Source organism: Rhizobium sp. KDH_Rht_773_N (assembly GCF_052946295.1).
Map to the genome: position 1 here is coordinate 2243535 of NZ_CM129525.1, position 11466 is coordinate 2255000.

The following is an 11466-nucleotide window of genomic DNA, read 5'->3' on the forward strand; positions in this document are numbered from 1 at the left end:
CCTTCCACTTCGGCTTCTTCGCGCCCTTGCCACCCCCTGTCAAACTCGCTAAGAGACGCCCAACTTTCGTCCTTGGTTGGCGGGGCTTTAGAAGCGTTCCAGAAACCAGTCTTTCCGGGCTCTTCGGTCATCTGGCAGCCGGGGTTTTCTGAGGCCCGGGAGGGCAATGCGTTTCTCCCGGCGGTTTGTGAATGGCGCGCGGCGTGCCGGGGAAGCAGATCCCGTTTTCCGGCAATCGCGTGCGGGTCGTGGTAGAGGCTTATGGCACGCATCGTTATGAAATTCGGCGGAACCTCCGTCGCTGATCTGGACCGCATCAAGAACGTTGCCCGCCATGTGAAACGTGAAGTCGATGCCGGCCATGAAGTGGCGGTCGTCGTTTCCGCCATGTCCGGCAAGACCAACGAACTCGTCGGCTGGGTGCAGAATACGCCGAAGGTGATCGGTGCCAACTCGCCCTTCTACGACGCGCGCGAGTATGATGCCGTCGTGGCTTCCGGCGAACAGGTGACGTCGGGCCTTCTGGCGATCGCGCTGCAGAGCATGGGCATCAACGCCCGTTCCTGGCAGGGCTGGCAGATCCCGATCCGCACGGACAATGCGCATGGCGCAGCGCGCATCCTGGAGATCGACGGCGCCGATATCATCAAGCGCATGGGCGAGGGACAGGTTGCCGTCGTTGCCGGCTTCCAGGGCCTCGGCCCCGACAACCGCATCTCGACGCTTGGGCGCGGCGGATCGGATACGTCGGCCGTTGCGATTGCCGCCGCCGTCAAGGCGGACCGCTGCGATATCTATACCGATGTCGATGGCGTCTATACGACCGACCCGCGCATCGAGCCCAAGGCGCGGCGGCTGAAGAAGATCGCATTCGAAGAAATGCTGGAAATGGCGTCGCTCGGTGCCAAGGTTCTCCAGGTGCGCTCGGTCGAGCTCGCCATGGTGCATAAGGTTCGCACCTTCGTGCGTTCGTCTTTCGAGGATCCCGATGCTCCGGGCATGGGCGACCTCTTGAACCCGCCCGGAACGCTGATTTGTGACGAGGATGAAATCGTGGAACAGGAAGTAGTCACCGGCATCGCCTATGCCAAGGATGAGGCTCAGATCTCGCTTCGCCGTCTTGCCGACCGGCCGGGCGTTTCCGCCGCCATCTTCGGCCCGCTTGCCGAGAGCCACATCAACGTCGACATGATCGTTCAGAACATTTCCGAAGACGGTTCGAAGACCGACATGACCTTCACCGTTCCCTCGGGTGATGTCGAGAAGGCCATCAAGGTCCTGTCCGACAACAAGGAGAAGATCGGCTACGACGTCGCGCAGAGCGAATCGGGGCTGGTGAAGGTTTCCGTCATCGGTATCGGCATGCGCAGCCATGCCGGCGTTGCGGCGACAGCCTTCCGCGCACTTGCCGAAAAAGGCATCAACATCAAGGCGATTACAACCTCGGAGATCAAGATTTCGATCCTGATCGACGGTCCTTATGCAGAACTCGCTGTCAGAACTTTGCATTCCTGCTACGGTCTGGATAAGAATTGATTCCCAGCGGGCGGCCTGCCCCTTCAGGTTGAAGATGCGGCCGGTTTTGCTGGCCGCATTAGGCGTTTGTTTCGGGGAGCTTGAGACGCAATGAGAGACCTTTCCGGCGGTCCGCGCGTATTGCTCAAGCGGCTGCGCGAGTTGATGGCGGAGCCGCTGGAGCCGCAGGAGCGACTCGACCGGATCGTGCGGCAGATCGCCAGCAACATGGTGGCGGAGGTCTGCTCGGTCTACGTGCTGCGCGCCGACGGTGTTCTCGAGCTCTATGCGACCGAAGGTCTCAAAAAAGAAGCCGTCCACCTTTCGCAGCTGAAAATGGGACAGGGCCTCGTCGGCACGATTGCCGCGTCCGCCCAGCCGCTCAATCTTTCCGATGCGCAGTCGCATCCGGCCTTCCGCTACCTGCCGGAAACGGGCGAAGAAATCTACCATTCCTTCCTCGGCGTGCCGATCCTGCGTACGGGACGCTCGCTTGGCGTTCTCGTCGTGCAGAACAAGGCGAGCCGCAACTATCGCGACGAGGAGCTGGAAGCGCTCGAGACGACGGCGATGGTTCTCGCCGAGATGATTGCGACCGGCGAACTCAAGAAGATTACCAAGCCGGGTCTCGAACTCGATCTTACCCGCTCCGTCACGATCGACGGCGACACCTATAATGATGGAATCGGCCTCGGTTACGTCGTGCTGCACGAGCCGCGCATCGTCGTCACCAACCTTCTGAACGAGGACGCGGAAAAGGAAATCCGGCGGCTGGCGGAAGCCATGGGCTCGCTCCGGATCTCCATCGACGACATGCTGTCGCGCCGCGACGTTTCCATGGAAGGCGAGCACCGCGAGGTGCTGGAAACCTACCGCATGTTCGCCCACGACCAGGGCTGGGTGCGCAAGCTCGAAGAAGCGATCCGCAACGGCCTGACGGCGGAAGCGGCCGTCGAGAAGGTGCAGAGCGATACCAAGGCGCGCATGATGCGCCTGACCGATCCGTACCTGCGCGAACGGATGCACGATTTCGAGGATCTCGCGAACCGGCTGCTGCGTGTGCTGACGGGCTACACCGGCCGCACGACCGCCGAGGGCTTCCCGACCGATGCGATTATCCTGGCGCGCGCCATGGGTGCTGCTGAACTGCTCGACTATCCGCGCGCCAATGTGCGCGGTCTGGTGCTTGAGGAAGGCGCGGTGACGAGCCATGTGGTGATCGTCGCACGCGCCATGGGCATTCCCGTCATCGGCCAGGCGGCCGGCGTCGTGGCGCTCGCCGAAAACGGCGACGCCGTTATCATCGACGGCGACGAGGGGCATGTGCATATCCGGCCGATGCCGGAACATCAGCGCTCCTACGAGGAAAAGGTCCGCTTCCGTGCAAGACGGCAGGAGCAGTTCCGGGCATTGCGTTCGGTCGAGCCGGTCACGCGGGACGGGCAGCGCATCCAGCTTCTGATGAATGCCGGCCTGCTGGTCGATCTGCCGCAGCTGGCGGAATCGGGCGCGGAGGGCATCGGGCTTTTCCGCACCGAACTGCAGTTCATGATCGCTTCGACCATGCCGAAGGCGGAAGAGCAGGAAATGTTCTACCGCAATGTGCTGAAACAGGCGGGCGGGCGTGTCGTAACCTTCCGCACGCTCGATATCGGCGGCGACAAGGTCGTGCCCTATTTCCGCGGCCATGAGGAAGAGAATCCGGCGCTCGGCTGGCGGGCGATCCGCCTGTCGCTCGACCGGCCGGGTCTCCTGCGCACGCAGTTGCGCGCCATGCTGAAGGCTGCGGCCGGCACCGAACTGAAGCTGATGGTGCCGATGGTCACCGAAGTGTCGGAGCTGCGGCAGGTGCGCGAATTGCTGCAGAAGGAAGTGCAGCATCTTTCTCGCTTCGGCCATGGCTTGCCCCGCAAGCTGCAGTTTGGCGCGATGCTGGAGGTTCCGGCCCTGCTGTGGCAGCTCGATGAGCTGATGGACGCGGTCGATTTCGTCTCGGTCGGCTCCAACGACCTGTTCCAGTTCGCCATGGCGGTCGATCGCGGCAATGCGCGGGTTTCCGAGCGGTTCGATCCGCTGGAACGGCCATTCCTGCGCATCCTGCGCGATATCGTGCGCGGTGCGGACCGCAACAAGACGCCCGTAACACTGTGCGGTGAGCTGGCCGGCAAACCGCTTTCGGCCATGGCGCTGCTTGGCGTCGGTTTCCGTTCCATTTCCATGTCGCCGGCCTCGATCGGACCGGTCAAGGCCATGCTGCTCGGGCTCGATGCCGAGGCCTTGACGAAGGCGGTCAATGAGGCGCTGGACGACCGGAATGCGACCGTTCCGATGCGCGAGGTGCTTGCCCGCTTCGCCGAGAGCCACAATATTCCCCTTTAGACACATCAATAAGAAGAACAGGAGCAAGGGGTGGCGAAGCTTCCCATTGAAAAGATGCGCGAGCTTGAGCGCCGCTTCGGCGAGATCGAAGCGCGCATGTCGGCCGGCCCTTCGGCCGACGTTTATGTGAAACTCGCATCCGAATATTCCGAGCTGCAGCCGGTCGTCACCAAGATCCGTGCCTATCAGAGGGCTGTCGGCGAGCTTGCCGATCTGGAGGTGCTGCTCGAGGACAAGTCCGTCGACCGCGACATGCGCGATCTCGCCGAACTTGAGCTGCCTGATGTGAAGGAGCGGATCGAGACGCTGGAGAACGACATCCAGATCCTGCTTCTGCCCAAGGATGCGGCCGACGAGAAGAGCGCGATCCTGGAAATCCGCGCCGGTACCGGCGGCAACGAGGCGGCCCTTTTTGCCGGCGACCTCTTCCGCATGTATGAGCGTTATGCCTCGACACATGGCTGGAAGGTGGAAGTGCTCTCGTCAAGCGAGGGCGAAGCCGGCGGCTACAAGGAAATCATTGCGACGATCACCGGCAAGGGCGTCTTTGCCAAGCTGAAGTTCGAATCCGGCGTGCATCGTGTGCAGCGTGTGCCCGAAACGGAAGCCGGCGGGCGCATTCACACCTCGGCTGCGACCGTCGCCGTTCTTCCCGAGGCGGAAGAGATCGACATCGAGATCCGGCCGGAAGACATCCGCATCGATACGATGCGCTCCTCGGGTGCGGGCGGCCAGCACGTCAACACGACGGACTCGGCGGTGCGCATCACCCACCTGCCGACGGGGATCGTCGTGACCAGTTCGGAAAAATCCCAGCACCAGAACCGCGCCAAGGCCATGCAGGTGCTGCGCTCGCGTCTTTATGACGCCGAGCGGCAGAGGGCAGACAGCGAACGTTCTGCCGACCGCAAGAGCCAGGTCGGCTCCGGCGATCGCTCCGAACGTATCCGCACCTATAACTTTCCGCAGGGACGCGTGACCGATCATCGCATCAACCTGACGCTCTACAAGCTCGACCGGATGATGGTCGGCGAGATCGACGAAGTGGTGGATGCGCTGCTGGCGGACTATCAGGCGAGCCAGCTGGCACAGCTTGGCGAGCAGCAATGACCGTATCCGGGCCGACGGTTGCAGAGGTGCTTGCCGAGGCCCGGCGCCGCTTTACGGAGGCGGGCATCGCCGATCCGCAGACCGATGCCCGGCTGCTGGTCGCCGGATTGCTGAAGCTTTCGCCGACCGGAATGTTGACGGCCGGCCGCGAGCCGATTTCGCAGGAGCAGGCGGAAAGCATCGGCCGGGCGATCGACAGGCGGCTGAGGCACGAGCCGGTGCACCGCATTCTTGGAGAGCGGGAATTCTACGGCCTGCCGCTTTCGCTGTCGGCGGGCACGCTGGAGCCGCGGCCGGACACGGAAATTCTCGTCGATACGATCATTCCTTATCTGCGAGACCTTGCAAAGTCGGAGAACAATCTCCACATCCTCGACATGGGAACCGGGACCGGAGCGATTTGCCTTGCGCTCCTGAGTGAATGCCCGGAAGCGTCAGGCATCGGCAGCGACATTTCGGCCGATGCGCTGGAGACGGCAAGATCAAACGCAGAAAGAAACGGATTGCAGGCGCGATTTTCGACCATTCGATCGAGCTGGTTCGAGAACATCCACGGGACGTTTCATGCGATTGTCTCAAATCCGCCCTATATTGCTTCCAATGTCATTCACGATCTCGCTCCCGAAGTGACGAAATTTGATCCGGCTGCAGCGCTGGACGGCGGCTCGGATGGGCTTGACGCCTACAAAGCCATAGCAAAGGATGCGGCAAGGTTCGTACGGCCAAATGGGGTCGTGGGACTGGAAATCGGCTACGATCAGCGAAACGATGTGACGGCGATCTTCGAAGCGGAAGGCTTCAAGTGCCTCAAATCCGTGAAAGATTATGGTCAAAATGACAGAGTGCTCGTGTTCTCGCTGGCATGACCGGCGACAAATTGCGGCATCGAACTGGACATTATTGCTATTGCGAAGAAAAGGCTTGGATTTCCCGAGGAAGCAATATAGGTTGCCCTCACGCGTTGGGCGCATAGGAATGAACGAGATTCGTTCGGTACTTGCTCAGCTTCGGGGGTCTGCTCTTTTAAACGAGAGTTTCAAAAGTTGAACACGACCCAATGCGTGAATCAGTCAAACTGACTTGAAGACAAGCGGCAGGTCGGCGCGAAGGCGCACTATGCTTGCGGCACGAAGGCCCTGATCCGGATGGACCGGTCTTGGCGGTTGGTGCCATGTATCCAATCACAAACAGAGAATTCAGGTGAACGATCGATGAGGCCAGGACAGCAGAACAAGCGCGGTCGAGGGCGTGGCAATAACAACAATAACAATGGCGGCGGTGGAAATAACAACAACAACAATTTCAACCGCAAGGGCGGAAACCCGCTGACAAGGACTTATGACAGTTCCGGCCCCGATGTGAAGATCCGTGGCACTGCCCAGCATATCGCTGAAAAATATGCGCAGCTCGCCCGTGACGCCCAGAGCTCCGGCGACCGCGTCATAGCTGAGAACTATCTCCAGCACGCCGAACACTACAACCGCATCATTGCCGCCGCACAGGCGCAGATGCAGGAACGTTTCCAGCGCGATGACCGCCACGACTATAATGATCGTGACAATGCGGACCGCGATGGCGACGAAGTGGATACGGCCGACAATGACGATGTCGTCATCGTTCAGCCGCCTCACCAGCAGCAGCGCGAACAGCGGCAGGCTGCTCCGGTAGCGCCGCCGGCACAGCAGGCGGAAGCGATCGACGGAACCGGCCCGCAGCCGGAAATCGAAGGCATTCCGGCCGAAGTCGCGATGGAAGAGGAAGGCTCGGCTGCGCCGCAGCGCGAGCGCCAGCCCCGCCGCCGCAATGCCGGCAGCCGCCCGCGCCGTCCGCGCCGCGGCGCCGAAGGTGAGGCCGCCGGTGAGGAAGGCGCTTCCGCCGAGGCCCCGGTTCTGGCCGAGGCTGCCTCCGAATAAGCCTCTTCGTCTGTGAAGTTTGAAAGGCTGCCCTCTTCGGGCGGCCTTTTCTTTGCGAAGTCGCCTGCCGCGATTGTCGTGAACGGCGTTTACACGCACATTTACAGTAACGTACTTCCGCATCGAGCCTTCGTGGCGTTCACTCCGGGACACCTGTCGGGACCGGAGGAGCGCTGCCATGAAGTATCTTGTGTTCTTGTGCGTGCTGCTGGTCGCTGCTTCCGCCGAGGGCGCGGAGAAGGCAGCAAGGCAAGCCTTCGACGATGAGATCGAGCGAAAGGCCGTCCAGGCCGTCGTCTGGGGAATTCCCGTCGTCAACTACGACCTGATGCGCCAGGAGATGCTGACCAAGACGCCGGGCAGGGTTGGACAGGTCATCTATTGGGGGCGGCCGCTGGATTGGAGGAACCAGACGCTGACGCCCAATCCTGATGCCCTCTATTTCATGACTTTCTTCACGGCAAAAGACGGCCCGGTCGTTCTCGATCTGCCGGCCGCAGAAGGCAGCTCCTCTTTCAACGGCAATATCGTCACCGCCTGGCAGCTGCCGCTCGAAGATGCCGGCCTGCTCGGATACGACAAGGGCAAAGGCGGAAAATTCGTGGTCCTGCCGCCAGGTTACAAGGACAAGCTGCCGGAGGGCTTCATCCCGCTGCAGTCGGAGGTCTATGGTGGCTACATGCTTTTCCGCTCTAACCTGAAGAGCCACGGCGATGCCGACGTGCAGGCTTCGATCGCCTACGGCAAGACGCTGAAGGTCTATCCTCTCTCCGCGGCCGCCAGTCCGCCCGAGACCGTTTTTACCGACGTCAAAGACATCCTCTTCGATTCCACCATCAGATGGGACGACAGCTTTTTCGACAACCTGAACCGCGTCATTCAGGAGGAGCCGTGGATAGCTCGGGATCGGGTCATGATCGACCAGCTGAAATCGCTTGGCATCGAACAGGGCAAGCCGTTTGCGCCGGACGCGCATGTGAAATCTCTGCTGACCGAAGGCATCAAGGAGGCCCGGAAGCTTCTGGAGGCCAAATACGATGCGGGGCTTCCCCCATTTTTCACCGACAGGAGCCGTTGGACCTTGCCGGCCTACCCGGACCTGATCACCGCCGCGCAAGCCAATTTCGACGCGCCGGACGCTTATCCCGTCGATCATCGCGGCGTCGCTTACAGCTATGCCTATATCGGCATCAAGCGGCTGGGCGCGGGACAATTCTATTCGATCTCGATCCGCGATAAGGACGGCAACGATTTCGACGGCGGCAAGACCTATCGCCTCAACGTTCCGCCAAACGTGCCGGTCGAACAATACTGGTCCGTAACGGCCTACGATAGACAGACGCACGCCCTGATCAGGAACGTCCCGCGCGCCAGCCGTTCGTCGCAGATCCCCGACCTTATCAAGAACGAGGACGGCTCGATCGATCTCTATTTCGGGCCGAATGCGCCGAAGGGCAGGGATGCCAACTGGGTGCCGACGGACCCGAAGCGGAAGTTCGAGCTGATGTTCCGCGCCTACGGTCCCACCAAGGCGTTCTTCGATAAGGAATGGGTGCTGCCCGACGTTACGCTCATGGGCCGATAGGGGCCGGGAGGCATGGTTTCGGGGCGGCTGTTTTCCGATGCCTTGCCCCTTTAAACTACCGGGATTCCCCACCATATGCTCTTGAGTTTCGTTTGCCGCAAATCTCAATGGCGACAAACAGGGCTTGCCTTTTGAGGGAGCTCAATCTCAATCATCGGTCTGTGCCTTATGAAGGGCAGGGCGATTCATGGAGGTAACGCATGAATATCGAAAAATACTCCGAGCGGGTGCGCGGTTTCGTTCAGTCGGCCCAGACCTATGCTCTGGCGCAAGGGCACCAACAGTTCACGGCAGAACATGTGCTGAAAGTGCTGCTCGACGACGATCAGGGCATGGCCGCTTCGCTGATCGAGCGCGCCGGTGGCGACGCAAAAGCCGCACGGCTTGCCAATGACGCCGCACTTGCCAAGCTGCCCAAGGTTTCCGGCGGCAACGGCAATATCTATCTCGCCCAGCCGCTCGCCAAGGTTTTCTCCACTGCCGAAGAGGCGGCAAAGAAAGCAGGCGACAGCTTCGTGACGGTCGAGCGCCTGTTGCAGGCGCTGGCGATCGAAACTTCCGCTTCCACCTATCAGTCGCTGAAGAATGCCGGCGTGACCGCGCAGGCGCTCAATCAGGTTATCAACGACATCCGCAAGGGTCGCACCGCCGATACGGCGAGCGCCGAGCAGGGTTTCGACAGCCTGAAGAAATATGCCCGCGACCTGACGGGCGATGCCCGCGAAGGCAAGCTTGACCCGGTGATCGGCCGCGACGACGAGATCCGCCGCACCATCCAGGTTCTCTCGCGCCGCACCAAGAACAATCCTGTTCTCATCGGTGAGCCCGGCGTCGGCAAGACGGCGATCGTCGAAGGTCTTGCCCTGCGCATCGTCAATGGCGACGTGCCGGAAAGCCTGAAGGACAAGAAGCTGATGGCTCTCGACATGGGTGCCTTGATTGCCGGTGCAAAGTTCCGCGGCGAATTCGAGGAGCGCCTGAAGGCCGTATTGAACGAGGTTCAGTCGGAGAACGGCGAGATCATCCTTTTCATCGACGAGATGCATACGCTGGTCGGTGCCGGCAAGGCGGATGGGGCGATGGACGCTTCCAACCTGTTGAAGCCTGCTCTTGCCCGTGGCGAATTGCACTGCGTCGGCGCAACGACGCTCGACGAATACCGCAAACATGTCGAGAAGGACCCTGCTCTTGCCCGTCGCTTCCAGCCGGTCATGGTCGAGGAGCCGACGGTCGAGGATACGATCTCGATCCTGCGCGGGCTGAAGGAAAAGTACGAGCAGCATCACAAGGTGCGCATCGCCGATGCGGCATTGGTTGCCGCTGCGACGCTTTCGAACCGCTACATCACCGACCGCTTTCTGCCGGACAAGGCGATCGACCTGATGGACGAGGCAGCCGCCCGTCTGCGCATGCAGGTGGATTCCAAGCCGGAAGAGCTCGATGAACTCGACCGCCGTATCATCCAGCTGAAGATCGAGCGCGAGGCCTTGAAGAAGGAAACCGACGTTGCTTCCGCCGACCGGCTGAAACGGCTGGAAGGTGAGCTTTCTTCGCTGGAGGAAGAGGCTGATGCGCTGACGGCCCGCTGGCAGGCGGAGAAACAGAAACTCGGCCTTGCCGCCGATCTGAAAAAACAGCTCGACGATGCCCGCAACGAGTTGGCGATCGCCCAGCGCAAGGGCGAATTCCAGCGCGCCGGCGAGCTTGCTTACGGCGTGATCCCGGGTCTGGAAAAGCAGCTGAGCGAGGCCGAAAGCAAGGAAGACAACAGCCGCAACGCGATGGTGCAGGAGGTCGTCACACCCGACAATATCGCCCATGTCGTCTCCCGCTGGACCGGCATTCCGGTCGACAAGATGCTGGAAGGCGAACGCGACAAGCTGCTCCGGATGGAAGACGAACTGGCGAAATCGGTGATCGGGCAGGGCGATGCGGTTCAGGCCGTATCCCGCGCCGTACGCCGCGCGCGTGCCGGCCTTCAGGATCCAAACCGACCGATCGGCTCATTCATCCTCCTCGGCCCGACCGGTGTCGGCAAGACGGAACTCACCAAGGCGCTTGCCCGCTTCCTGTTCGACGACGAGACGGCAATGGTGCGCATGGATATGTCGGAATATATGGAGAAGCACTCCGTCGCCCGGCTGATCGGTGCCCCTCCCGGCTATGTCGGCTATGACGAAGGCGGTGCGCTGACGGAAGCCGTTCGTCGCCGGCCCTATCAGGTCGTGCTGTTCGACGAGATCGAGAAAGCCCATCCCGACGTATTCAACATCCTGCTGCAGGTGCTGGACGACGGTCGCCTGACCGACGGGCAGGGCCGGACGGTCGATTTCCGCAACACGATGATCATCATGACGTCGAACCTCGGCGCCGAATATCTGACGCAGTTGCGTGAAGGGGAGGACAGCGAGACGGTTCGCGAGCAGGTGATGGACGTCGTTCGCGGCCATTTCCGGCCGGAATTCCTGAACCGTATCGATGAGATCATCCTTTTCCACCGCCTGAAGCGCGAGGAAATGGGCGCGATCGTCGATATTCAGCTGAAGCGGCTGGTATCGCTGCTGTCCGAGCGCAAGATCGTGCTCGATCTCGACGAGGATGCCCGCAACTGGCTGGCAAACAGGGGCTACGATCCGGTCTACGGCGCCCGTCCGCTGAAGCGGGTGATCCAGAAGTTCGTGCAGGATCCGCTTGCCGAGCAGATCCTGTCGGGCCAGGTGCCGGACGGATCGACGGTGAAGATCACCAGCGGTTCGGATCGGCTGCTGTTCCGGACGAAACAGTCGGTCAGCGAAGCGGCATAAGGCTGTGCCGACAGGAATGGAAAAAATGGCGGCTCCCGGGCCGCCATTTTTGTTTCCGCAGAAGGAGCGAATTATTTGCTGGCGACCTGATCGGAGGCGGGCTGGTTGTTCAGAAGCGTGTCGATGCGCTTGCGCTCGTCCTCGAACTTGGCGAGCGCAT

Annotated in this window: 8 protein-coding genes (1 of these 8 cut by a window edge); 7 read left to right on the plus strand and 1 reads right to left on the minus strand. The window is 61.2% G+C overall.

The annotated features are described in order from the left end of the window. Nucleotides 1-261 precede the first annotated feature (261 nt). The 7 genes from ACU8HS_RS11250 (at nucleotide 262) to clpB (ending at nucleotide 11306) form a co-directional block, all read left to right on the plus strand. The gene (locus ACU8HS_RS11250) at nucleotides 262-1536 is read left to right on the plus strand and encodes an aspartate kinase (RefSeq protein WP_112573409.1); all 1275 of its coding nucleotides are present in this window, start codon (nucleotides 262-264) and stop codon (nucleotides 1534-1536) included. 90 nt (nucleotides 1537-1626) lie between these two features. After that, the gene (gene ptsP, locus ACU8HS_RS11255) at nucleotides 1627-3894 is read left to right on the plus strand and encodes a phosphoenolpyruvate--protein phosphotransferase (RefSeq protein ID WP_112573407.1); all 2268 of its coding nucleotides are present in this window, start codon (nucleotides 1627-1629) and stop codon (nucleotides 3892-3894) included. A 30-nt stretch (nucleotides 3895-3924) separates the two neighbouring features. Continuing rightward, nucleotides 3925-5004: a peptide chain release factor 1 gene (gene prfA / locus ACU8HS_RS11260; protein WP_447014434.1), complete on the plus strand. Its 1080-nt coding sequence runs from the start codon at nucleotides 3925-3927 to the stop codon at nucleotides 5002-5004. Continuing rightward, nucleotides 5001-5870 (plus strand): peptide chain release factor N(5)-glutamine methyltransferase, encoded by an 870-nt coding sequence (prmC, locus tag ACU8HS_RS11265; protein WP_447014435.1) that lies wholly within the window; start codon nucleotides 5001-5003, stop codon nucleotides 5868-5870. Before prfA ends, prmC begins: the two co-directional genes overlap by 4 nt. Nucleotides 5871-6215: 345 nt before the next feature. Then, complete coding sequence (locus tag ACU8HS_RS11270) at nucleotides 6216-6917, plus strand: DUF4167 domain-containing protein (protein WP_112573401.1); 702 nt, start codon at nucleotides 6216-6218, stop codon at nucleotides 6915-6917. Between the two features lie 178 nt (nucleotides 6918-7095). Beyond that, nucleotides 7096-8502: a DUF1254 domain-containing protein gene (locus ACU8HS_RS11275; RefSeq protein ID WP_447014436.1), complete on the plus strand. Its 1407-nt coding sequence runs from the start codon at nucleotides 7096-7098 to the stop codon at nucleotides 8500-8502. A 200-nt stretch (nucleotides 8503-8702) separates the two neighbouring features. Beyond that, nucleotides 8703-11306 (plus strand): ATP-dependent chaperone ClpB, encoded by a 2604-nt coding sequence (clpB, locus tag ACU8HS_RS11280; protein ID WP_447014437.1) that lies wholly within the window; start codon nucleotides 8703-8705, stop codon nucleotides 11304-11306. A gap of 71 nt (nucleotides 11307-11377) precedes the next feature. Here clpB and ACU8HS_RS11285 read toward each other — a convergent pair whose 3' ends face one another. Further along, nucleotides 11378-11466, minus strand: the final stretch of a protein-coding gene (locus ACU8HS_RS11285) for a M23 family metallopeptidase (protein ID WP_112705857.1). It continues 1855 nt past the right edge of the window; only the last 89 of its 1944 coding nucleotides appear in the window; its start codon lies beyond the right edge, outside the window — the gene reads right to left on this strand; the stop codon is at nucleotides 11378-11380.